Genomic DNA, 22,331 nt, shown 5'->3' with positions numbered 1-22,331 from the left:
ATCGGTCCGGCCTGCCACCCTCGAGCGGCGCGATCCCGCCCGCCGCACGGATCAGTAATCGCCCCCTCGTGCAGCGATCGCCCGCACTGCCGCGTCGATCTGTGCGAAAGCCCCGGTGGCGAGCCTTTCGAGCAGTGCGAGCTTGATCTCCGGCGCCCGCGAGGTGAGCCGATCGAACCGTTCGGGGCTCAGCACCGCGACCCGCACTCCGGTCTCCGCCCGCGCCTCGCTCCCGAACGGCGTGCCGACCAGCATCGGAATCTCACCGAACGACATTCCCGGCGACAGACTCAGCAACCGATGCGTGCGCCCGTCGGTCCCTTCGAATATGAGGCGCACCCGCCCGTCGAGAACCAGATACAGGCCCGAGCGCGCGCTGCCGCGCTCGGCGATCACCTCACCTCGCGCGATGGTGCGTACCCGGAACTGTTCGGCCAGACGAGATCGTTCGTCGTCGGTGAGCCCCGCGAGCACCGGATGATTCTCGATCGCGATCGGCCCGCACAGTGGTTCGTCGGCGGGCCGATGGTTGTCGAGCACGATGTCCTCACACCATTCGGTCGCGGTGTCGCGATCGAGGAATACCCGTCGGTCGTCGTCAGGAGGCAGACCGGAGACGGCATCCGCGATCCGCGCGTCGGGGTCGACCAGCGCCACCCGCACGCCGCTCGAGGACAACTCGCGCTGCAAACCATCGATCATCCGCACCGCGATCGTGCTCACCTCGCCGACCCGGCGCAGATCCACCACCAAGGCCTCCAACTCACCGGCGTGCGCCTCGATGGTCCGCACCGCGCGCTCCGCGCCGGAGAACAACAGGTCGCCGTGCAGTTCGTACACCCGCGCGCGGTGTCCGTGCTCGGCCAGCACGGCGATCTCCTCGGTGGGACGGCGCAATCGCGAGGGCACCTCGGCCACCGAGTACGCGGCCCGGATCGCGGCCCGCGCCGCCCGCGTGACGTGCAGGAAGTGCAGTTCCAATCGTCGCGACAGCTCGCGGCAGGCGGCCACCCCGCGCACGCTGTTGCCGTGCTCGTCCAAACGGGGGGAGTACACCGCGATCCCGATCTGTCCGGGCAGAACCGCCACGATCCCGCCGCCGACTCCGCTTTTGGCGGGCAACCCGACCGTGGTGACCCAGTCACCGGCCGCGTTGTACATACCGCAGGTGGTCATCACGCTGAGCACGTGCTCGGTCAGCGCCGGCGAGATCGCCCGTTCCCCGGTCGCCGGATTGAGCCCGTTATTGGCCAGGGTTGCGGCCATCAGCGCCAGATCATGGCAGGTCACGGTGATCGAGCACTGCCGGAAATAGCGGTCGACCGCCTCGTCGGGGTCGGAATCGATGACGCCGAACGAGCGCAGCATGTAGCCGATCGCGCGGTTGCGGTATCCGGTGCGCGCCTCGGAGGCGTAGACCGCGTCGTTCATTGCCAGCTCGCGTCCGGCGAAGCCGGAGTAGCAGCGCCGGACGCGCTCGAAACGATCGACCGGATCGTGCCCGCCGATCAACGAGGCTGCGGTGATCGCGCCCGCGTTGATCATCGGGTTGCGCGGTCGCGCCGTCACCGGATCCAAGCTGATCTCGTTGAACGGCTCCCCGGACGGCTCCACGTCGATGCGCTCGGCGACCGCGTCGGGGCCCCGGTCGGCCAGCGCGAGCGCGTAGGTGAACGGCTTGGAGATGGACTGGATGGTGAATCCGGTCTCGACGTCCCCCGCGCCGTATATCCGGCCATCGGCAGTGGCCAGGCATATGCCGAACGAATCCGGCTGCACCGCAGCCAGTTCCGGGATGTAGTCGGCCAGTGCTCCGGAATCTTCCCCGCGGCACCGCCGGTAGACCTCGTCGAGGATCCGCGCCACGACGCCGGGTTCGACGGTCCGCGAGACTGCTTGCTCGGGCTGGGCCACCCTGCCACTCTAGGCCGGGTACCGTATGTCCGGGCGGTGCGGCCGAGCTCACATTCCGGCGCGATGCCGGTCGGTGTGATGGTTCTCGTGCGGGCGTGCCATTCGCCGCTCCGTAGACTGATCGGATCAGATGCGCTATCCGGAGGGAGCTAGTTCAGGTGGGAGTGCTTTCCCGGGTCGACTCGCCCGAAGATCTGCGCCGGCTGACGGTGCCGCAGTTGCGCGAGCTGGCGGAGGAGATCCGCGAGTTCCTGGTGCGCAAGGTCGCCGCGACCGGTGGGCACCTCGGCCCCAACCTCGGTGTGGTCGAGCTCACCATCGCGCTGCACCGGATCTTCGACTCGCCGGCCGACCCGGTGATCTTCGACACCGGGCACCAGGCCTACGTGCACAAGATCCTGACCGGTCGCAAGGAGCAGTTCGATTCGCTGCGCAAGCAGGGCGGCCTGTCCGGCTACCCGAGCCGGGCCGAAAGCGCGCACGACTGGGTGGAGTCCTCGCACGCCTCGGCGGCGTTGTCCTACGCGGACGGGCTGGCGAAGGCGTTCGCCCTCAGCGGGCAGGACCGGCACGTGGTCGCGGTGGTCGGCGACGGCGCGCTCACCGGCGGCATGTGCTGGGAGGCGCTGAACAACATCGCCGCCGCTCCGGATCGTCCGGTGGTCGTCGTGGTCAACGACAACGGCCGCTCCTACGCGCCCACCATCGGCGGCCTGGCCGACCGGCTGACCGCGCTGCGCACCCAGCCCGCCTACGAGCACGCGCTGGACGCGGGCAAGCGCATCCTGAAGAGCATCCCCCGGGTGGGCGAATCGGCGTACTCGATGGTGCACGCGGTGAAAGCCGGGATCAAGGACGCGGTAAGCCCGCAGGAACTGTTCAGCGATCTCGGCCTGAAGTACGTAGGGCCGGTCGACGGCCACGACGTCGCCGCCTTGGAGGCGGCGCTGCGCCGGGCGAAGGACTTCGGCGGACCGGTCGTGGTGCACGCCGTGACGCAGAAGGGCCGCGGCTACGCGCCGGCCGAGAATCATGTCGCCGACCAGATGCACGCTTGCGACCCGATCGACCCGCTGACCGGCGCTCCGGTGGGCGGCCCGAAGGCGCTGGGCTGGACGTCGGTGTTCTCCGAGGAACTGATCGCGCACGCCGAGCGTCGCGCCGACATCGTGGCCATCACCGCCGCGATGCCGGGGCCGACCGGGCTCGCCGCGTTCGGGGAGCGTTTCCCGGACCGGATGTTCGACGTCGGCATCGCCGAACAGCACGCCATGGCTTCGGCGGCGGGCCTGGCGCTCGGCGGCATGCATCCGGTGGTCGCGATCTACTCGACCTTCCTCAACCGCGCGTTCGACCAGCTGCTGATGGACGTGGCGCTGCTGAAGCAGCCGGTGACGGTGGTGCTGGACCGCGCGGGCATCACCGGTTCCGACGGCGCGAGCCACAACGGCATGTGGGATCTGTCGGTGCTCGGCATCATTCCCGGCATCCGGGTCGCCGCGCCACGCGATGCCGCGACGCTGCGCGAGGAACTGGCCGAGGCGCTGGCCGTCAACGACGGTCCGACCGCGCTGCGATTCCCGAAAGGGAGTGTCGCCGAAGACATTTCGGCGGTTGAGCGGCTCGACGGCGTGGACGTGCTGCGGATGGCGGAGCCGGAGGGCGGCTCGGTGCAGGCGGTGCACGGCGACGTCCTGCTCATCGCCGTCGGCTCGTTCGCCGGCGTAGCCCTGGAGGCGGCGAATCTGCTCGACGCGGAAGGCGTCTCGGTCACCGTCATCGACCCGCGCTGGGTGCTGCCGGTATCGGACACACTGCTCAAGCTCGCCGAGAACTACCGGCTCGTGGTCACGCTGGAGGACGGCGGACTACACGGCGGCATCGGCTCCACGGTCTCGGCCCGCCTGCGTAACTCCGGACTGGACATCCCGACCCGCGATCTCGGTGTGCCGCAACAGTTCCTGGACCACGCTTCGCGCGGCGAAGTGCACGCGGAGCTAGGGTTGACCGCCCCCGAGATCGCCCGGCGCATCAGCGGGTGGCTCGCCGCTCGCTGACGCCACGGCGGACGAGCCCGCGGGAAACACGAGCCGATCCGATGGCGGCAATGCGGCCGTCAGTCGTGGCACCGCCAGCTCCCGCTGCCAGGGCCGGGCGCCGCCGGACTTCAGGAATCCGTCGACCGAGGCGGACAGTTCGGTCACGTCGTAGTCGGCCAGCCCGTCCCAGCACAGTCGGCGCACCAGATCCGGCGCGAGCAGATTCTCCACCGGAACCGCGTGCTCGGCCGACAGCTCGCCCATCGCGGCCCGCGCCCTGAGCAGGCGCGCGGCGGCGGCCGGGTCGCGGCGCTCCCAGCGGTTGACCGGCGGCGGACCGTCGAACGGCTGAGTCAGCGGCGGCAGCTCGCTGTCCGGGAGGGTGCGGCCGCGCTCGATCGCGGCGAGCCATTCGCGGGAGTACCGGCGCTGCCGTGGCCCACCGAACACCGGCAACGTGCGCAACTGTGCGATCGACTTCGGCTCCGCGGCGGCCGCGGCGATGATCGCGGCATCCGGGAGAATGCGGGCCGGCGCCACATCGCGGGCGCGGGCCAGCACGTCCCTGGCGGTCCACAGCTCGCGTACCACCGCCAGCTGCCTGGCCCGGCGCAGCGTGTGAATCCCCGAGGTACGCCGCCAGCGCTCGGCTTTCGGCGCGGGCGGATCCAGCGTGCGAATGTGCTCGAATTCCTGTGCCGCCCATTCTGTCTTGCCCTGCGCCTGGAGGGCGTCGGCCACCGCGTCGCGCAGCTCCAGCAGCAGTTCCACGTCGAGCGCGGCGTAATTCAGCCATTCGTCGGGCAGGGGCCGGGTCGACCAGTCGGCCGCGCCATGCCCCTTGCGCAGCGCCCGGCCGAGCAGACGCTCCACCATCGCGGCGAGCCCGACGCGTTCGAAACCGGCCAGCCGTCCGCCCAGCTCGGTGTCGAACAGCCGGGCCGGTCGCAAGCCGAGTTCGGCCAGACCGGGCAAGTCCTGGTCCGCGGAATGCAGGACCCACTCGAGTTCGTTGATCGCCTCGGCCAGCGGGGCAAGGCCGTCGGCGAGCGGGATCGGATCGATGAGGAACGTGCCTGCGCCGGCGCGGCGCAATTGGATCAGGTACGCGCGTGCCGAGTACCGGAAGCCGGAGGCTCGTTCGGCGTCCACGGCGAGCGGTCCGGTGCCCGCGAGGAGGCGGGCGGCGGCGACGCTGATCTCGGCGGCGGTGTCCAGTACCGGTGGCACACCCTCCGAAGGCGCGAGCAAGGGCGTCGCGACCGAGGGTTCGGATTCTTGTGGTACGGACATGGTGTTGAACTTTACGTGCCGACTCGAAGGCGCCGCCGTCCTATCGGCGCATCGATGTCCGGATCGAGCGGCCGCGACTCATCCGGTCATGGTATGCGCTGGTCCTGGCGGTCACATTCCCCGAGGGACGTGCTCACGGTTGGTCGCCGGGCAAGCCCGGCCGCATCTGCAGCTGGGTCACCCCTGCGGGGGGCAGGCCTGCCGCGTAGGCCAGGACTTCGCAGAATGCCTCCAGATGAGGCCGCATATCGGTGGTGACCGGGGTCCAGGAGGCGCGTATCTCCAGCTGGTGGGCGCGCGGCGGACCCGCGATATCGCCGTAGCGCACCGAGCTGGTCGAGGTCACCGTACCGCCGAGCGCGGTGAACGGTTCGGCCCGCGACTCCAGCGCGTCCACCAGCCAGCTCCATGCCACCTCGGGTAGCAGCGGGTCGGTGGCCAGTGCGGCATCGATATCGGCCTGGATGTAGGCGACCAGACGAAGGGTGCCGTGCCAGGTGTCGTCGCCGTTCGGGTCGTGCAGCAAGATCAACCTGCCGAACGCGTCGCCTTCGGAATCGATCGGAACCACGGCGGCGTCGGGGTGCTTGACCTCCGCGCCGACGGCGTAGGAGTACGGCGCGAGTCGTTGCGGCGGCCGGATTGGCGCGAGCTCGATCCGGGGATGCACGGTAGCGGTGCCCATCGCATCGACCGCGGCGCGGAATAGAGCAGGCTCGCCCTGGGGCCCTTCGGTCGGTGCGGCGCCGTCGCGGAAGTCGAGCGGTGTCACGAATGCGACGGTAGACCTTGTGCACACGGCGCCGTCGGAGGCGCGCCGCTGTATGCGGCGCGGCTGTGTCTGATTTGCAGCGCCTGCGGCGCTGCGTGTTCGTAAGACTCGCACCCGACGGGGCTGGGACATGCGTGAATCGGTCCAGGTGTTCGTTTGCCAGCGTCTGCGGTGCTCGTAAGACGCTGCCCCCTCCGGGGCCCTTGCTCCCGCCGAGCCCGCTTACGATAGCCGTGATGAGCACTCATACCCGCCGCCGGTTGACCGATGCCCCGTTCCTGGCCGCCGCCACCGGCGCGACGCCGAGCAGGCGCCCGGTGTGGTTCATGCGCCAGGCCGGCCGCTCGCTGCCCGAATACCGCGACCTGCGGGCGGGCATCGGGATGCTCGAATCGTGCTTCGATCCGGAACTGGTGTGCGAGATCACCCTGCAGCCGATCCGCAGGCACAAGGTCGACGCGGCGATCTTGTTCTCCGACATCGTCGTTCCGCTCAAAGCGGCGGGCATCGATCTGGACATCGTGCCCGGCGTCGGCCCGGTGGTCGCCGCACCGGTGCGGACGGTCGCCGACGTCCGTGCGCTGCCCCGGCTGCGTCCCGAGGAAGTCGGCGCGGTCACCGACGGCGTGCGCATGCTGGTCGACGAGCTGGGCGAGACGCCGCTGATCGGGTTCGCGGGCGCGCCGTTCACCCTCGCTTCCTATCTGGTCGAGGGCGGGCCCAGCAAGAACCACGAGCGCACCAAGGCGATGATGTACGCCGACCCGCAGACCTGGCACGCGCTGCTCGGCGTGCTCAGCGACATCACCATCGCGTTCCTGCAGGCTCAGCTCTCGGCGGGTGTCGACGCGGTGCAGCTGTTCGACTCCTGGGCGGGCGCGCTGTCGCTGGCCGACTACCGCACCTTCGTGCTTCCGCACTCGGAGCGGGTGTTCGCCGAGATCGCCGACGCGGGTGTGCCGCGGATCCATTTCGGTGTCGGCACCGGCGAACTGCTGGGCGCCATGGGCGAGGCGGGCGCCGACGTGGTCGGCGTGGACTGGCGGGTGCCGCTGACCGACGCCGTCCGCCGCGTCGGACCGGGAAAAGCGTTGCAGGGCAATCTCGATCCCGCCGTGCTGTTCGCCGGACCCGCGGCGATCGAGGCGCAGGCCCGCCGGATCGTGCGCGAAGCGGACGAGGCGATCACGATGGGCGCCGCCGGGCACATCTTCAACCTGGGACACGGCGTGCTCCCGGACACCGACCCCGGCGTGCTGACCGCCTTGGTGGAGCTCGTCCACGAACTGTAGGGCCCGGAACGTAGGGCGGTGCGGGCTCGTCGTAGCTCGAGGATGTGGGGCGCAGCACAGCGCGCCAACCGTTCGGCGGGCGCGGGCGCGGAGCACGATACGGTCGAGGTATGCGTATAGCGGTGGTCGGCGGTGGAATCAGCGGGCTGGTAGCCGCGTATCGGCTGCGGACCCTGCTCGGGCCGGACGCCGACCTGCTCGTGCTCGATCGATCCGATCGGGTCGGTGGCATCCTCTACACCGGCGAATTGGCCGGGGAGCCCGTGGATCTCGGAGCGGAAGCGTTCGTCGGGCGGCGGCCGGAGGTGCCCGAGCTGCTGCGTGAGCTCGGGCTCGAGTCGCAGCTGGTGATTCCCGCCGGGCTGCGGCCGCTGGTGTGGTCGGGCGGTGCCGCCCATCCGCTGCCGGAGGGCACGTTGATGGGTATACCGGCGAACGCCGAGTCGATGCGCGGGCTGGTCGATGCCGCGACGCTGGCGCGGATCGCCGCCGAACCCGAACGGCCGCTGACCTGGGAACCGGGCTCCGACACCGATGTCTACGGCCTGGTCGCCGACCGATTCGGCGCGCAGGTCGCCGAACGCAGCGTCGATCCGCTGCTCGGCGGCGTCTACGCGGGTAGCTCGCGCTCCATCGGCGTACGCGCCGCGCTGCCCACGCTCGCCGCGGCCCTGGACAACGGCGCGCCCAGCCTCACCACGGCCGTCCGCGCCGCGCTGCCGCCGCCGTCGAACGCGCCGGTCTTCGGCGGAATCCGCGACGGCTACCGGACGCTGCTCGACGCGCTGGCCGCACGGTCGGAGGCGAAATTCGTCACCGCGACACCGGGGACTCGTCTGGCGAGGGGACTGCGCGGCTGGGTGGTGGACCCGATCGGCGCGGTCGACGCGGTGGTGCTGGCCACTCCCGCACCGGTGACCGCGCGGCTCCTGGGTGGCGTCGCCCCGGCCGCGGCCGCGGAGCTGGCCGGCGTCGAGCTGTCCTCGTCGGTGGTCGTCGCCCTCGCGGTGCCGCGCGAGACCGCGCTGCCGCAGAACTCCGGCATCTTGGTGGCTACCGGAGAACCGTTGCGCGCCAAGGCGTTCACTCTCTCCAGTCGCAAGTGGCCGCACCTCGCACATCGCGAAACCGCCCTTGTGCGAGCGTCTTTCGGCAAGTTCGGGGACGACGCCGCGCTGTCGTGGCCGGACGCAGAACTCGTCACCGCCGCCGCCGAGGATCTGGCCACGGTTACCGGCGTCCCGATCGCCCCGTCCGCGGCTGTGGTCCAGCGCTGGCCCGGTGGCCTCGCCCAGTACGCGCCCGGCCACCCGGCCCGCATCGCGGCCGTCGAAGCCGAGGTGGCGGCGCTCGACGGTCTAGCCGTGGCCGGTGCGTACCTACACGGCGTCGGCGTGCCCGCCTGCGTGGCCTCCGGCACCGCCGCCGCACAGCGGATCGCCGCCCGCTGATACTCCCGCGTCGCCCGTCAGCGACCGGTGAATGGGTACTTGCGAACCGCCGTGTCGACTGTCACAGAATGTTCGCGGCCTGCGGTGTGCAATCTTCCGGTGAACGAATTGTGTGTGGTGTAACAATATTTGCTGCCGTTGTGCCCTATTGCATTCGTGGCAATTCTAGGCGGAAGCGGAAAATACGCACGGATCGGCGTAATTAAGCACACTCCTCCGAGGGGCGGAATCGAGGAAATACACCGGTAGCGTGAGCAGCATGCAGCTCTCGCCCTTCACCGATATCGGATTGCGCACCATCATGCGGCTCGCGGTGAACGACGGGGCGGACGCGCGGGTCACCACCAAGCTGATCGCGCGGCAGGTGGGCGCGTCCGAGCGTCATGTCGCCAAGGCGATATCGCAGCTGGTCGACCTGGGTTTGGTGGAGGCACACCGGGGACGGTCCGGCGGGTTGTTCATCACCGCGGCCGGACGTACCGCGTCGGTAGGCGAACTGATCCGGGAATTGGAAGGCGACCGCGAGGTCGTGGCGTGTGCGCAACCGCATCCGTGTCCATTGCTCGGTGCCTGCCGCTTGCGCAGAATTCTCGCCGACGCGAAGAAAGCGTTCTATACCGAGCTCGACCGCTATTCGATAGAGGATTTGGTCACCTCACCGACCGCGGAGTTGCTGCACTTGCTCGCCCACTCTCCGGCGAGTGTTTCCACTGAGAGGGAGGAAGTTTCATGAACCCCGACGGCATCGTCCGCAGCGAACCGGAACTCGAGCCACACCACGCCGATGTGATTCGCGCGACCCTGCCGCTGGTGGCCGCGAATATCGACCGCATCACGGCCGTGTTCTACCGGACCATGTTCGACGCCCATCCGCAGTTGCTCCGCGACACGTTCAACCGGGGCAATCAGGCGCAGGGCACACAGCAGCGGGCGCTCGCCGCGTCCATCGCCACGTTCGCCACGTATTTGGTCGACCCGGCACTGCCGCACCCGGCGACGATGCTGTCGCGGATCGCGCACAAGCACGCTTCGCTGGGGGTGACGTCCGACCAGTATCAGATCGTGCACGACAACCTGTTCGCGGCCATCGTCGACGTGCTGGGCGCCGACGTAGTCGACGCGCCGGTCGCCGCGGCCTGGGAACGGGTCTACTGGTTGATGGCCGACGTCCTGATGGATCAGGAGAAGGGGCTCTACGCCGAGGCCGGCGTGGATTCCGGCGACGTGTACCGGGACGTGCGGGTCCTGGCGCGCGCCGACGACCCCTCCGGTGTCGCGGTCTTCACCGTCGAGTCCGCCGATCCCGCCGTGGAGTTGCCGGGATTCGTTCCGGGGCAGTACATTTCGGTCGGCGTGCGGCTACCCGACGGTGCCCGCCAATTGCGCCAGTACAGCCTGGTCGGCCTGCCCGGTGAGGGCACGCTGTCGTTCGCGGTCAAGCGGGTCGAGGCGGCCGAGGGTTGCCCGGCAGGGGAGGTGTCCTCCTGGCTGCACGAGAATCTGCACCCCGGCGACGCGCTGCAGATCACGCTCCCGTTCGGTGACGTCGCCGTCGACACCACGGCGACGACGCCACTGATTCTGATCTCCGGCGGCATCGGCGTGACCCCGACGATCGGCGCCCTCGAATATCTCGCCGCCCACGCCCCATGGCGCCGCACCCTGGTCGTGCACGCGGATCGTGCACCACGGACCCACCCGCTGTGCGACCGGCTGCACGACCTCGCGGCCCGGCTCGAGCAGGGCACCGTCGAAATCTGGTATGAGGAACCGGCTCCCGGCGCCCGGCGCGGCCGGGTGGATCTCTCGGCGCTCACTCTGCCCGCCGACGCGGACGCCTATGTCTGCGGGCCGCCCGGATTCCTGCGCGACATCCAGCGCCAGCTGCGCGCCGCGGGCGTTCCGGACGACCGGATCCACATCGAGCAGTTCACGCCCGCCGACGCGGGCGCTCCCGAGCGAGTGGCACGATAGGGCTATGGCGCGACTCGACTATCAGGCTCTCAACTCCACCATCCGCTACCTGATGTTCTCCGTCTTCCAGGTGCAGCCAGGAGTGCTCGGTGAGGACAGGGACGCCGCCACCAAGGAGGCCAGGGCGTTCTTCGACGGTCTGGCCGAGCGCGACGTGGTGGTGCGCGGTGTCTACGACGTCGCCGGGATGCGTGCCGACGCCGACTTCATGATCTGGACGCACGCCGAACGCGTCGAGGACCTGCAAGCGGCGTACGCGGATTTCCGCCGCACCACCGAACTCGGCCGGGCCAGCGCGCCGGTGTGGAGCAACGCGGCGCTGCACCGGCCCGCCGAGTTCAACAAGAGTCACATCCCGGCCTTCCTCGCCGGGGAGGAGCCGGGCGCCTACATCTGCGTGTATCCGTTCGTCCGCTCCTACGAGTGGTATCTCCTGCCCGACGACGAGCGCCGCACGATGCTGGCCGAACACGGTAAGGCCGCGCGCGGTTACCCGGACGTGCGGGCCAACACGGTCAGCTCGTTCGCGCTCGGCGATTACGAGTGGATTCTCGCTTTCGAGGCGCCGGAATTGCACCGCATCGTCGATTTGATGCGCGATCTGCGGGCCACCGACGCCAGGCGGCATGTGCGCGAGGAGATCCCGTTCTTCACCGGGCCCAGGGTGGAGATCGAGAAGCTGATCGCCGCTCTGCCCTGACTCTGCCCGCCGGCCCTGCTATCGCGCGAACCCGGCAGGCGTACGGCACCTCGCGGACGGAGCGGCGGCATACGCCGAAATGCGTGTCGCGTTGCTGGAAGCCCTCGAGGCGGGCGACCTGTCATTCCGGCACCGCGCTTGCCCCGGGATTTCGGGGCATGCGCGGTGATGGGTGGATCTGTACTCTTCCGGACAGCGTCGGGCTGTTACTCCGCTGCGCTGTCCGAGGGGTGCAGTCGCAGGGCGATGGAGTTGATGCAGTAGCGCTTGTCGGTGGGCGTGTTGTACCCCTCGCCCTCGAACACGTGGCCGAGGTGGCTGTGGCAGGTCGCGCACAGCACTTCGACCCGGTGCATGCCGAGCGAGTCGTCCGAGCGCAGGATCACCGCGTCGGACGCCGCCGGATCGAAGAAGGACGGCCAGCCGCAGTGCGAGTCGAACTTCTCCGTGCTGCGGAACAGTTCCGCGCCGCAGGCCCGGCAGAGGTAAACCCCTTCGGTCTTCGTGTCGGTGTACTCGCCGGTGAACGGGCGTTCGGTGGCGGCCTCGCGCAGCACCGCGAACTCCTCCGGATTCAGCTTCGACCGCCATTCCTGCGGCGAAAGCTGGATCCGCGGTGCGGGCATGGACGTGTCGGCTTCGGAACTCATGGCTCCACGCTAATACGATTCTGCTCCGCCGGCGCCGAACCGTTCTGTGGCCTGGGTGGTTCCGCCGCGAAGGCGGCGTCGGCCGCGGGAAGGGCCTGCTGCGGCTCGTCGCCGCGCGGGTCCGGGGCGGAACGCATCCACGCGGGATCGATCCCGAACGGCAGCCGGCCTTCCCGCCGCGCGGCCAGATAACGGTCGCCCAGGACGCAGAACACGACGATCAGCAGCAGACCCCAGCCGAAGGTGATGCGCAGATACTCCAGATTGCGCCCGATGTGCTGCCAGCGGTCCGACAGCCACTTGTCGTAGCTCATGAACCCGAAGATCGCCAGCCAGGCAGGCCAGTTGCGCAGCACCGAATTGCGCAGCACCACCGTCATCAGGAACGGGAACAGCATCATCGAGTAGTACATCTGCCCGAGCGAGCTGAGCAGGAACGATGCCGTCAGCAGCACGCCCGAGGACGTGCAGACGAAGAACAACTCGTCCTCGCGGTAGTAGCGGTACAGCAGCCACAGCGACAGCAGCACCAGCACGCCGAGCACCACGCGCATGCCCCAGGTGAGCCACGGCGGCAGGCCGTAGTACTCGCCGTTGCCCACGATCGCGCTGTTGAAGTAGTCGCGGGATTCGAAGAGGTACGGGAAGGTACGGGTGAAGAACTTCTCCGGGTCCTTCGACAGCGGCCAGGCGATCGCGGTCAGCACCACCGGCACTCCGAGGGCCGTGACGAACACCTTCCACTGCCCTCGTACCAGCGCGATCAATAGCAAGGGGGCCAGCGTCGGCTTCACCGCGATACTCAGCCCGAGCGCCGCGCCCGCCCACAGATCTCGCCGTTGCAGCAGCAGATGGATGAAGACCAGCTCCGCAAGCAGCACGCAGCCGTTGACGTTGGTGAACACCAGCGTGTTGATCACGGTCTCGGACGTGAACATCGCCAGCAGCAGCGCGGGCGCGGCCACCGAGTTCAGCGTGTACCGGAACAGACGCAGCAGCAGGTACCACGCGATGAGGATCGCGATCGCGTTCAGCGCGATGAACAGCCAGCGCGACTTCTCGTAGTCGATGGCGGCGATCGGCGCGATGAGCAGGGTGCCGCTCGGCGGGTACAGGTAGTGCGGGTCGACGGAGTCGAAGTTCGCGGTGTAGACCGGCCTGCCGTTCAGGAAGTCGAGTGAAGCCTGGTAGACCGGCTTGTAGTCATCGGTGATGAAGCCGTTGACAGCCTTGATGAAGACCCGGTTCAGCACGGTCATGACCGCAAGCGGCCAGAGTGCGAACTTGATCACCTCGGCGGTGGTACGAGCGGTCCGGGGCTCGAGCTGTCGAAGGAACACTGGGGCACGGTACACCGGATCGGTTACCGGTGGTTGCCGGGACCGGTCCAACGCACCGCTCGAGCGGCTCCGCGAGCACTGTTCAGGCTGGGCAGGCGGTGCCGTCAGCGGGGAGTTTGCCGTCGTGCAGGTAGTCGAGCAGCGCCCGCTGCGCGCAGCTGGAGTGAGTCGACACCGGATGGCCGAAGCCTTGCCAGGTGAGCGCCGCGTGCCGGGCGCCCGCCGCTCCCAGCGCGCCGGTCACCGACGACTGACCGCCGTTGCCGACCACCGGATCCGCGACCGCGCCGAGTACGAGCACCGGGATGTCGAGCTTCTCCGGCATCGGCGGCGCGGTCGACACGGGCCAGGCCACGCATTCCATCAGCGCGATGGCGGCCGCTTTGCCGAAGACCGGATACTTGCCTCCCCAGACCCCCGCGAGCTCGGTGGCTTTGCCCGGAGTAGGCGGCTGCTGGGTGTCGGTGCACCGGTTGACGAACTGTCCATCGCTCTCGGTCGCGGCCGACTCGCGCGCGATCACGTTGCTCAGCGGCCCCCGGTCGCCGCGGCCGGCCGCGGCGAGCGCATCCGACAGCTCACCGATCCGGTTGGCCTGGTCGGCGCGCGGGCTGCCGAGAAAGCCCGACAGCGCGGTGAGCACCGCGTTCGCCGAGATGTCGCCGAGCCCGCCGGAGCCGGCCCGGTTCACCAGATCGGTGATCGCCGCGCGCGGGTCGGCGCCCAGCGAGCAGCCGACGCCGACGCAGCGCTGCGCGAAGGCGGTCAGCGCGGCCTCGGCGCCCTGCACGGCCTGCTCCGCGCGGGTGACCGCGTCCGTGCCGACCGGTTCGGGGGAGTCGAGCACCAGCCGGGCGAGGTGCGGGCCGTACCTGCGGGCATAGCTGAGGGCGACCTTGGCGCCGCTGCCCGTTCCGAGCAGCGTGATGTGCTCGACCTGCCATTGCTTGCGCAACTGCTCGATGTCGTCGGCGGCGTGCGGTGCGTCGAACGTGCCTTCGTAGGGCTGCAGGAAGTCGCGGCAGGCGATAGTGCCTTCCTGGCTCAGGGTGGTCATCCTGGCTACCGGATCACCGGAGCCTGGGGCGAACTGGGCGTTGTCGGCGAAGCCGCGGCGGACCTCCGGCGGCAGGCAGTCGATCGGCTGCGAGCTGCCGATACCGCGCCGGTCCACCGCGACGATCGGGCGGGCGGCCAGCAAGGCGGCGGCCGGACCCGCGGCGAGCCCGGCGAGGGTGGCGGCCGAGGACCGGTCCGAGCCGGAGGTCAGCACCAGCGGCGGCACGTCGGCCGGAGTCTGCGCCAGACGGGCCCGCATCGCCCCTGCGCGGAAGTTGCCGAGCACCGCGCCGCCCACGTCGATGGGAGTCGAGAATTCGGCGCAGTCGAGCACCAGCCCGGCAGGCGCGGGGCCGAGCCCGAGCTGGTCCAAGGTCGGCTGGGTGCACTCGCGCCAGCTGAGGTCGGTCTTGGGCAGCTCGGCGTTCGGCGGCGCCTGCGGCGCGGCGGAGGTCGTGGCGTTGCCCGCGACGGGCGGGCGCTGCACTGCGACACCGGGACGATCCGACGGCCCCGCGCCGCAACCGGCGGTGACGATCGAGAGGGTGGCGGCAAGCACGGCGGCCCGAGTCCAGCGCATTGCTACAGCCTGCCAGGTTCCGGCGCCTGTTTCATCGACGGGCCCACCGGGTGAGTATCGTGCCGTCGTCGTCGAGCAGTACGTGCGCGCGCGTCATACGAGTGCGGAACTCGTGTGCGGACAGCGAGATTCGTCGCGCCGCGCCGCCGACCAGCAGCGGCGCGGTGGTGAGGCAGAGCTCGTCGACCACGTCGGCGGCGAGCAGTTCCCCGAACAATTGCGGGCCGCCCTCGGTCAGCACGCGCAGCAGGCCGCGCGCACGGAGTGCGCGCAGCAGGCCGTGCGGTGTCACCGCGATGTCGCCCGCTTCGATCACCTCGGCCCCTGCGTCGGCCAGTCGCTGTTTGCGGTCGGCGGGTGCGGCGGTCGTCGTGATGATCAGCGGCGGCACCCGGGTGTCGGTGAGCAGCCGCGCGTCCGGCTGGAGTACCGCGCTGGCGGTGACCACCGCGATCGGCGGCGGCGCGCCGTCGGGATGGCCGCCGATGCCGCTGTCGTGGAAGGCGCGGCGGCGCCCGGGATCGGTGCGCGCTCCGCCGTAGTTCTCCGCGCGTGCGGTGCCCGCGCCGACCACGATCACGTCGGCCAGCTCGCGCAGCAGCAGGAACACCGCCTTGTCGGCGGGCGTGCCGAGCCCCTCGGAGAGGTTCCCGCTGGTCGCGGCGCCGTCGATGCTGGAGACGAAATTGGCGCGCACCCAAGGCGCGTCGAGCTGGGGCGGGAAGGCGTACAACTGCGCGAGGTCGTCCGGACTCAATCCTGTGAGCTGGATCGCATTGTGGCTACGCTGCATGAAACTAGATCACACCACGTCTTTAGGCTTCCTTCATGCAAGAACGCCTCGTCGATCGTCACCCGGAGGTTCCGGCCGATCAGCTCGTCGCCCAAATGGTGCCACCGCCCATGTTCGACGAGGTGAGTTTCGCCTCCTACATCCCCGACCCGAAGGAACCGAGCCAAGCCGCGGCCGTACGGAAGGCCGAGGAGTTCTCCGGGCAGGTCGCGGCGATCGGCAAAGCCGCGCGGCGCAAAAGCCTGTTCGGCAAGAAGAAGCAGGTCAGCGGTGCGGGGCTGTATCTCGACGGCGGTTTCGGCGTGGGCAAGACCCACTTGCTGGCCTCCATCTTCCACAGCTCGCCCGCGCCCAAGTCCTTCGGCACGTTCGGTGAGCTGACCAACCTGGTGGGTGCGCTCGGCTTCGCGAACGCGGTGGAGCGGCTCTCGGGCAACAGCGTGCTGTGCATCGACGAGTTCGAGCTCGACGATCCGGGCGACACCATGCTGGTCTCCCGGCTGCTGACCGAACTGTCCGCGGCCGGGGTCTCCATCGCGGCCACGTCCAACACCCTGCCGGGCCAGCTGGGCGAAGGACGCTTCGCCGCACAGGATTTCCTGCGCGAGATCAAGAAACTCGGGTCGATCTTCGAGGCGGTGCGCGTCGACGGGCCCGACTACCGCCACCGCGATCTGCCGCCCGCACCGGAACCCACCTCGCCGGAAGTGCTGGCCGAACGCGCCTCGGCCACACCGGGTTCCACGCTCGACGAATTCGACGCGCTGCTGAAGCACCTCAGCACGCTGCACCCGTCGAAGTACGGCACGTTGATTTCCGGAGTGTCGTCGGTGTTCATCTCGAACGTGCACCCGGTCGTCGATCAGGCCGTCGCCTTGCGCATCGTGGTGCTCGCCGACCGGCTCTACGACGCCAGCGTCCCGGTCACGGTATCCGGCGCGAAGCTCGACGAGATCTTCTCCGCGGAGATGCTCGACGGCGGCTACCGCAAGAAATACCTGCGCGCGATCTCGCGCCTGCTCGCACTGTCGCGGTTCGAGGTCGCGGCCTAGGCAGCTGCCTCGCGTTCGCTCGGCCCGGCGCGGACTGTCGACGGACTTTGCCAGCTGCGTCTTTGCTGTGTGCCTCGACAGTCGGCAAGATCGACCGGGAAGTGCGCAGACCGATTGATCGGAGCAGTCGTATGGCCCGTCGTTTTCCTGCCCCGATCGCCATGGCGGCTGGGCTGGCGGTCGCGTTCGGGCCGGTAAACGGCGTCGCGCTCGCCGAGCCACCCGCGGCTCCCGTGATCTCGGTCGATCGCTCGCTGCCTCTGCAACGGGTGCAGAACGCCCGCGATATCGGCGGATACCGCACGACCGACGGCCGGACCGTGCGCACCGGCCTGGTTTTCCGCACCGGGCAGTTGAGCAACGCGACCGCGGAGGATCTGGCCGCGCTGACCGACCGCCGGGTGCGCTCCGTCTACGACCTGCGCACTGTCTACGAGCGCGCGCTCGGCCCGGACCGCGTTCCCGCGGGCGCCACTGCGCAGTGGTCCGACGTGATCGGCCAGGCTCCGCCGGAGGTCCTCGCCACCACGCTCACCGGCGGCGACGGGCTCTACCGCGCGTTCATCACCGCGCCGGGCGCGAACGAGGCGTTCGCCTCGGTACTGCGGTCCGTCCTCGACACCGACGGGGCGCTGCTGTTCCACTGCACTGCGGGCAAAGATCGCACCGGTTGGGCAGCGGCCGTCCTGCTCACCCTGCTCGGTGTCGATCGCGCCACGGTCACCGAGGACTATCTGCTGTCCAACCGGTATCGCAACGCGCGCGGCGACGACCCGCTCAACGGAGTCCAGCAGTCCTGGCTCGACGCCTCCTTCGACCAGGCGAGCCAGACCTACGGCAGCTTCGACGGCTATGTCCGGGAGGGGTTGAAACTCACCGAGGGCGACATCGCCGCACTGCGGGCCGAGCTGCTGGCCTGAGCGCAACCGTCCCATTTCGAACAAGTGTCCACTTCGACCGTACCGCGCACTACGATCCCGGCATGACGAAGTTCGAGACATGGGACGGCCTGGAGCTCGCGTACCGGGTTTGGGAGGGTGAAGGCATCCCGGTCGTGCTGCAACACGGCGTGGTCGCGGACACCAATGCGAACTGGATGAGCACCGGCGTGGTCGGTGCATTGCGGTCTGCCGGACACACCGTGGTGTCGTTGGACGCGCGCGGCCATGGTCGCTCGGACAAGCCGCATGAGCCGGAGCGCTACTCCTGGCACGGGATGGCCCGTGATGTGCGCGCGCTCTACGACGAACTGGGCTTCGACGAAGTGGTCCAGGTCGGTTACTCGATGGGCGGCGTGATCTCGCTGCTGGTCGCCGCGACCGATCACCGGGTGCGGCGCTTGGCGGTCGGCGGCATCGGTTCGGGGGTGCTCGACTGCGGCGGTGTCGACCGCCGGGTGATCGACCTGCCCGATCTGCAGGCCGCGATGCGCGGCGACGGCGCGGGCGCCTCACGGACGGCGATGATGTTCCGGGTGCTCGCCGACGCCGTGCACGCCGATCTGGACGCGATGCACGCGGTGGCGACCGGCCTGGACGACCGCCCGATCGAGGGCCTGTCGGAAGTGACCGTGCCCGCGCTGGTCCTGGCGGGCGACAACGACCCGTTCGCCGCCGAACCCGAGCGACTTGCGGAGGCCCTGCCGCACGGCGCCCTGGCCGTGGTGCCCGGCGATCACTTGATGGCGGTGCTGGCCCCCGCCTTCCACACCGCGCTGGTCGGCTTCCTGCGGTGAGCCCGGCCTAGAAGACCAGACGCATCACGTGGTCGTGGTGCGTCCGGTTGCCGACCGTGAACGTCCTGGTGCCGACGACGGTGAAACCGTGTTTGGCGTAGAAGCGCTGCGCACGGACGTTTTCCTGGTTGACGCCCAGCCACACCCCCGGATAGCCCTCGGCCCGCGCCCACTCCAGCGCCGCCTGCATGAGCGCGGTCGACACCCCGGTGCCGTGATGGCCCGGCAGCACGTACATCTTGCTGATCTCGACCGCCGGACGCAGGCCGACCGCGTCGGCCACCGCCGCGTCCGCGGGATCTCCCGCCACCAGCATCGCGTAGCCCACGATCTCGTCGCCCGCGAGAGCCTTGAGCACGATCCGCGCCGGATCGCTCAGGTATTCGCCGAAACGTTCGCCCGACAGCACGTCGGTGACGAAGATCTCGATGTCATCGGGCGTCGCGTCCGGGGGACAGGCGAGCGGAAAAGTCGCGGCCGCAACATCACTGAGGGCCTCCGCGTCCCACAGCCCGGCCCGGTCGACGATGACTGGGAGGTTGCTCATGCCTTCATCAGAGCACACATGCGGCGGCGGGCATATGAGAGCTATCACCGAGACGGGCAAGGAGCCCGCTGGGGGCCTCGACATCGAGTGGGACGGCGGCGATGCCGTACGCCGGAACAGGTCCACGCGGCCGACGGCGATCGACCACGACGATAGTACGGATGGCCCGGCCGCGAGGGCTGGCCCGCAGCGGTGACCGGTGTCACCATCGAAGGGCCGCACCGACATCGCGAATGCAGGGGAAACCGATCGCATGAGAGAACTGCCAGCGGATTTCTTTCGCACGCCGTATGCCTTCTATGAGCAGTTGCGTGCCGAAGGCCCGGCTCACCTGATCCGGTTGCGCACCGGAGTACGCGCCTGGCTCGTGGTCGATTACGACGCCGCCAAGGACGTCCTGCGCCATCCCGACGTGCGCAAGGACCCGCATACCGCGGCGGGCGCCCACGCGCGGCAGGCGGCGGCGGGCAGGAGCGGTGTCACCGCGGCCAACCAGCGTCTGAGCCACCATCTGCTCAACGCCGATCCGCCGCGGCATTCCCGGCTGCGCAAACTGGTCACTCCCGCCTTCGCCCCCGCGCGGATGGAGGCTCTCGCTCCTCGGGTCGCGGCGATCGCGGATGATTTGCTCGACGCGATGGATCGCACCGCGGGCGCCACCGGGGAAGTGGACCTGCTGGCGGAGTACGCGTTTCCGCTGCCGGTCACGGTGATCTGCGAACTGCTCGGTGTGCCCGTCGAGGACCGCGAACGGTTCCGGGAGTGGTCGGCGGCCGTGGTGGACACTCCGATGTCCACACCGGAAGGGATGCGCAGCGCCACCGACGCCATCGTCGACTACTTCGACGGCCTGGTCGCCCGGCGCCGCGCGGAGGGGCTGGGCGAGGATCTGATCTCGCAGTTACTCCTGGCCAGCGACGAAGGAGACCGCCTGAGCCACGACGAGCTGATCTCCATGGCGTTCCTCATCCTGATCGCGGGCCACGAGACCACGGTCAACCTGATCGGCAACACCGTGCTCGAACTGCTGACCGATCCACCCCGCTACCGCGCCATGCACGACGACCCGGCCGGCGTCCCGGCGCTGGTGGAGGAGATGCTGCGCTACAACGGACCGGTCAACGTGGTGACCCTGCGCTACACCACCGCCCCGCTGGCGCTTGGCGACCGCGTGATCCCCGAAGGGGAGTTGGTGCTCGTCGCGGTCGCCTCGGCGAACCGCGACGAACGGCACTTCGCCGCGCCCGCAACGTTCGACCCCGATCGCGCGGTGAACGGTCATCTTGCCTTCGGTCACGGCATCCACTACTGCCTCGGCGCGGGACTGGCCAGGCTGGAGGCCCGCATCGCGCTGACCAGGCTGGTGCGCCGGTATCCGCTGCTGCGCCTGGCCGCTGATGACGCGGACCTGCGCTGGCGGGAGAGCATCCTGATCCGCGGTCTGCTCGAGCTTCCCGTCGTACCGGCGAGTGCGCCGGCAATACGCTGAAGAGCGGTTTCACTCGGCCGACTTTGCTGTGCGGCGCTGGCGACGTAGTCTCCTGCGCATGACAAGCGGAAGCCGCATCGGGATCGTTGGTGCGGGTATCGCAGGTCTCGCCTGCGCGAAAGTGCTGAACCAAAAGGGTTATTCGGTCGAGGTCTTCGACCGCGCACCCGATGTCGGTGGCGTGTGGAGCGCGACCCGGCGATACCCGGGGCTGCGGACGCAGAACTCCAAGGAGACATATCACTTCTCCGACTTCCCGATGCCCGCGGACTACCCGCGCATTCTCGACGGCCAGCAGATGCAGGCATACCTGGCCGCCTACGCCGAGCACTTCGGGTTGACCGAGCATCTGCGCTTGCGGACCGAGGTCGTCGCCGCCGATCCGGTGGACAGCGGGTGGTTGCTGGAAATTCGCGACGAGAGCGGTGTGCATCGGACCTCCTGCGACCATCTGGTGATCGCCAACGGCGTGTTCAGCGAACCCGCGATGCCGGATTACCGCGGCGCCGACTGGTTCCGCGCGGCGGGCGGCCGACTGTGCCACTCCTCGGAGTTCCTCGATCTGGAATCGGTGCGGGGCAAGTCGGTCGTCGTGGTGGGCTACGGCAAGTCCGCCTGCGACATCGCCACCGCGGTGAGCGAGGTCGCGGCATCCACCTCGGTGGTGGCGCGGCGGGTGTTCTGGAAGATGCCGCGCAAGCCTGCCCGGGTGATCGACTACGAACGGCTGATGCTGACCCGCTTCGGCGAGGCGCACTTCCACTACCTGCGTCCGGGCTGGGGGGACCGGTTCCTGGACGGGCCGGGCGAATCGGTGCGGATCAGCAATTTCGATCTGCTCCAGGAACTGGCCACCAAACGCCTGCGCCTGCGCGAACTCGGCTTGGTGCCGAGCGGTCGATTCGAGGATATCGCCGACAGCACCATCAGCCTCGCCACCGAGGGTTTCTTCGAGCAAGTCGCGGGCGGTCGCATCGTGGTGCACCGCGACACGACGATCACCGAGCTGGGTGGCGGGCCCAAGGCCGCGCCCGCGGTGCGGCTGTCCACCGGCCAGGTGCTGCAAGCCGATGTCGTCGTGTGCGCGACCGGTTTCCATCAGCGCGTCCCGTTCCTGACACCGTACGTGCAGCGCCGGTTGACCGACGAGCACGGCAACTTCCGCCTGCACCGGCAGATCCTGCCGCTGGAGGTCCCCAATCTGACGTTCGCGGGCTACAACTCATCGCTGATCAGCACGGTCGGCGCCGAAGTCGCGGCGCACTGGACCGCCGCGCTGCTCACCGGCCGGCTGAACCTGCCACCGGCCGAGACGATGAACGAGCAGATCGACGCCCGGCTGCGCTGGATGGAGGACCGCACGCACGGCCGTCACGCGCACGGCACCGCGGTCATCCCGTTCTCCATCCAGAACCTCGACGAGATGCTCGCCGACCTGAAGTTCCGCCTGCCGCTGCGCACCCGCGCGAGTCAGTGGTTCCGCCGGATCAAACCGGAGTCCTACCGCGGCCTCGCGACCCGGCGAAAGCCCAGCGCCGGACCCGCGATCCCGCCCTCGGCTCCGATCGATGCGGAACTGCTTCCGTACGAGGGCGACAGCGGCCGGGTCAGCCACTAGGTGACCGATCTCAGAGGTTGGAACGCGGCGGGC

Annotated in this window: 19 protein-coding genes; 11 read left to right on the top strand and 8 right to left on the bottom strand. The window is 69.4% G+C overall.

Features of this window, described 5'->3' with window-relative positions; all coding sequences use genetic code 11:
• Positions 1-51: 51 nt before the first annotated feature.
• Positions 52-1,914 (bottom strand): glutaminase A, encoded by a 1,863-nt coding sequence (gene glsA / locus IU459_RS08045; RefSeq protein WP_195128824.1) that lies wholly within the window; start codon positions 1,912-1,914, stop codon positions 52-54.
• A 158-nt stretch (positions 1,915-2,072) separates the two neighbouring features.
• Between glsA and dxs the strand changes: the two genes are divergently transcribed.
• A complete protein-coding gene (gene dxs / locus IU459_RS08040; RefSeq protein WP_195128823.1) occupies positions 2,073-3,971 on the top strand; it encodes a 1-deoxy-D-xylulose-5-phosphate synthase in 1,899 nt (632 codons plus the stop codon).
• On the opposite strand, the gene IU459_RS08035 is transcribed toward dxs, so the two are convergent.
• Together IU459_RS08035 and IU459_RS08030 are read right to left on the bottom strand one after the other, a co-directional pair.
• Positions 3,912-5,246, bottom strand: a complete 1,335-nt coding sequence (locus IU459_RS08035) for an HRDC domain-containing protein (RefSeq protein WP_195128822.1) — start codon at positions 5,244-5,246, stop codon at positions 3,912-3,914. The two genes, dxs and IU459_RS08035, sit on opposite strands and share 60 nt — an antisense overlap.
• Positions 5,247-5,379: 133 nt before the next feature.
• Positions 5,380-6,018: a DUF3000 domain-containing protein gene (locus IU459_RS08030; protein ID WP_083889492.1), complete on the bottom strand. Its 639-nt coding sequence runs from the start codon at positions 6,016-6,018 to the stop codon at positions 5,380-5,382.
• Between the two features lie 236 nt (positions 6,019-6,254).
• Between IU459_RS08030 and hemE the strand changes: the two genes are divergently transcribed.
• The 5 genes from hemE to hemQ all read left to right on the top strand — a co-directional run bounded on the left by hemE (position 6,255) and on the right by hemQ (position 11,435).
• Positions 6,255-7,310 carry a uroporphyrinogen decarboxylase gene (gene hemE, locus IU459_RS08025; protein ID WP_228837535.1) on the top strand — a complete coding sequence of 352 codons (1,056 nt, stop codon included), beginning with the start codon at positions 6,255-6,257 and terminating at the stop codon, positions 7,308-7,310.
• A gap of 110 nt (positions 7,311-7,420) precedes the next feature.
• Complete coding sequence (locus IU459_RS08020; protein ID WP_195128821.1) at positions 7,421-8,761, top strand: protoporphyrinogen oxidase; 1,341 nt, start codon at positions 7,421-7,423, stop codon at positions 8,759-8,761.
• Positions 8,762-9,020: 259 nt separating this feature from the next.
• Positions 9,021-9,494, top strand: coding sequence for an RrF2 family transcriptional regulator (locus IU459_RS08015; RefSeq protein WP_195128883.1), 474 nt, complete (start codon positions 9,021-9,023; stop codon positions 9,492-9,494).
• The gene (locus tag IU459_RS08010; protein WP_195128820.1) at positions 9,491-10,735 is read left to right on the top strand and encodes a globin domain-containing protein; all 1,245 of its coding nucleotides are present in this window, start codon (positions 9,491-9,493) and stop codon (positions 10,733-10,735) included. Before IU459_RS08015 ends, IU459_RS08010 begins: the two co-directional genes overlap by 4 nt.
• Positions 10,736-10,739: 4 nt before the next feature.
• Positions 10,740-11,435, top strand: a complete 696-nt coding sequence (hemQ, locus tag IU459_RS08005) for a hydrogen peroxide-dependent heme synthase (RefSeq protein WP_195128819.1) — start codon at positions 10,740-10,742, stop codon at positions 11,433-11,435.
• 206 nt (positions 11,436-11,641) lie between these two features.
• Here hemQ and msrB read toward each other — a convergent pair whose 3' ends face one another.
• The 4 genes from msrB to IU459_RS07985 form a co-directional block, all read right to left on the bottom strand.
• A complete protein-coding gene (msrB, locus tag IU459_RS08000) occupies positions 11,642-12,085 on the bottom strand; it encodes a peptide-methionine (R)-S-oxide reductase MsrB (RefSeq protein WP_195128818.1) in 444 nt (147 codons plus the stop codon).
• A complete protein-coding gene (locus IU459_RS07995) occupies positions 12,082-13,425 on the bottom strand; it encodes a glycosyltransferase family 87 protein (RefSeq protein ID WP_324198789.1) in 1,344 nt (447 codons plus the stop codon). Before IU459_RS07995 ends, msrB begins: the two co-directional genes overlap by 4 nt.
• A gap of 82 nt (positions 13,426-13,507) precedes the next feature.
• Positions 13,508-15,064, bottom strand: coding sequence for an alpha/beta hydrolase (locus IU459_RS07990; protein ID WP_195128816.1), 1,557 nt, complete (start codon positions 15,062-15,064; stop codon positions 13,508-13,510).
• Between the two features lie 31 nt (positions 15,065-15,095).
• Complete coding sequence (locus tag IU459_RS07985; protein WP_195128815.1) at positions 15,096-15,857, bottom strand: pyrimidine reductase family protein; 762 nt, start codon at positions 15,855-15,857, stop codon at positions 15,096-15,098.
• A gap of 35 nt (positions 15,858-15,892) precedes the next feature.
• Between IU459_RS07985 and zapE the strand changes: the two genes are divergently transcribed.
• The 3 genes from zapE to IU459_RS07970 all read left to right on the top strand — a co-directional run bounded on the left by zapE (position 15,893) and on the right by IU459_RS07970 (position 18,644).
• A complete protein-coding gene (gene zapE / locus IU459_RS07980) occupies positions 15,893-16,909 on the top strand; it encodes a cell division protein ZapE (protein ID WP_195128814.1) in 1,017 nt (338 codons plus the stop codon).
• Positions 16,910-17,040: 131 nt separating this feature from the next.
• Positions 17,041-17,829, top strand: a complete 789-nt coding sequence (locus IU459_RS07975; protein WP_195128813.1) for a tyrosine-protein phosphatase — start codon at positions 17,041-17,043, stop codon at positions 17,827-17,829.
• Positions 17,830-17,891: 62 nt separating this feature from the next.
• The gene (locus IU459_RS07970) at positions 17,892-18,644 is read left to right on the top strand and encodes an alpha/beta fold hydrolase (RefSeq protein ID WP_195128812.1); all 753 of its coding nucleotides are present in this window, start codon (positions 17,892-17,894) and stop codon (positions 18,642-18,644) included.
• 7 nt (positions 18,645-18,651) lie between these two features.
• Here the strand turns inward: IU459_RS07970 and IU459_RS07965 are convergent, their stop codons facing one another.
• On the bottom strand, positions 18,652-19,191 hold the full coding sequence (locus tag IU459_RS07965; protein ID WP_195128811.1) for a GNAT family N-acetyltransferase: 540 nt from the start codon (positions 19,189-19,191) through the stop codon (positions 18,652-18,654).
• 253 nt (positions 19,192-19,444) lie between these two features.
• Between IU459_RS07965 and IU459_RS07960 the strand changes: the two genes are divergently transcribed.
• The gene (locus IU459_RS07960; protein WP_195128810.1) at positions 19,445-20,680 is read left to right on the top strand and encodes a cytochrome P450 family protein; all 1,236 of its coding nucleotides are present in this window, start codon (positions 19,445-19,447) and stop codon (positions 20,678-20,680) included.
• Between the two features lie 58 nt (positions 20,681-20,738).
• Positions 20,739-22,298: a flavin-containing monooxygenase gene (locus IU459_RS07955; protein WP_195128809.1), complete on the top strand. Its 1,560-nt coding sequence runs from the start codon at positions 20,739-20,741 to the stop codon at positions 22,296-22,298.
• Positions 22,299-22,331: the final 33 nt, after the last annotated feature.

The organism is Nocardia amamiensis (assembly GCF_015477605.1).
GTDB lineage: Bacteria > Actinomycetota > Actinomycetes > Mycobacteriales > Mycobacteriaceae > Nocardia > Nocardia amamiensis_A.
This window is presented reverse-complemented; position numbering and strand designations above follow the sequence as displayed.

Bases quoted from the DNA above. Each gene is read 5' to 3' on its own strand.
- IU459_RS08035 (WP_195128822.1), bottom strand. From the start codon at position 5,246: ATGTCCGTACCACAAGAATCCGAACCCTCGGTCGCGACGCCCTTGCTC.
- hemE (WP_228837535.1), top strand. From the start codon at position 6,255: ATGAGCACTCATACCCGCCGCCGGTTGACCGATGCCCCGTTCCTGGCC.
- IU459_RS08020 (WP_195128821.1), top strand. From the start codon at position 7,421: ATGCGTATAGCGGTGGTCGGCGGTGGAATCAGCGGGCTGGTAGCCGCG.
- IU459_RS08015 (WP_195128883.1), top strand. From the start codon at position 9,021: ATGCAGCTCTCGCCCTTCACCGATATCGGATTGCGCACCATCATGCGG.
- IU459_RS08010 (WP_195128820.1), top strand. From the start codon at position 9,491: ATGAACCCCGACGGCATCGTCCGCAGCGAACCGGAACTCGAGCCACAC.
- hemQ (WP_195128819.1), top strand. From the start codon at position 10,740: ATGGCGCGACTCGACTATCAGGCTCTCAACTCCACCATCCGCTACCTG.
- msrB (WP_195128818.1), bottom strand. From the start codon at position 12,085: ATGAGTTCCGAAGCCGACACGTCCATGCCCGCACCGCGGATCCAGCTT.
- IU459_RS07990 (WP_195128816.1), bottom strand. From the start codon at position 15,064: ATGCGCTGGACTCGGGCCGCCGTGCTTGCCGCCACCCTCTCGATCGTC.
- IU459_RS07985 (WP_195128815.1), bottom strand. From the start codon at position 15,857: ATGCAGCGTAGCCACAATGCGATCCAGCTCACAGGATTGAGTCCGGAC.
- zapE (WP_195128814.1), top strand. From the start codon at position 15,893: ATGCAAGAACGCCTCGTCGATCGTCACCCGGAGGTTCCGGCCGATCAG.
- IU459_RS07975 (WP_195128813.1), top strand. From the start codon at position 17,041: ATGGCCCGTCGTTTTCCTGCCCCGATCGCCATGGCGGCTGGGCTGGCG.
- IU459_RS07970 (WP_195128812.1), top strand. From the start codon at position 17,892: ATGACGAAGTTCGAGACATGGGACGGCCTGGAGCTCGCGTACCGGGTT.
- IU459_RS07965 (WP_195128811.1), bottom strand. From the start codon at position 19,191: ATGAGCAACCTCCCAGTCATCGTCGACCGGGCCGGGCTGTGGGACGCG.
- IU459_RS07960 (WP_195128810.1), top strand. From the start codon at position 19,445: ATGAGAGAACTGCCAGCGGATTTCTTTCGCACGCCGTATGCCTTCTAT.
- IU459_RS07955 (WP_195128809.1), top strand. From the start codon at position 20,739: ATGACAAGCGGAAGCCGCATCGGGATCGTTGGTGCGGGTATCGCAGGT.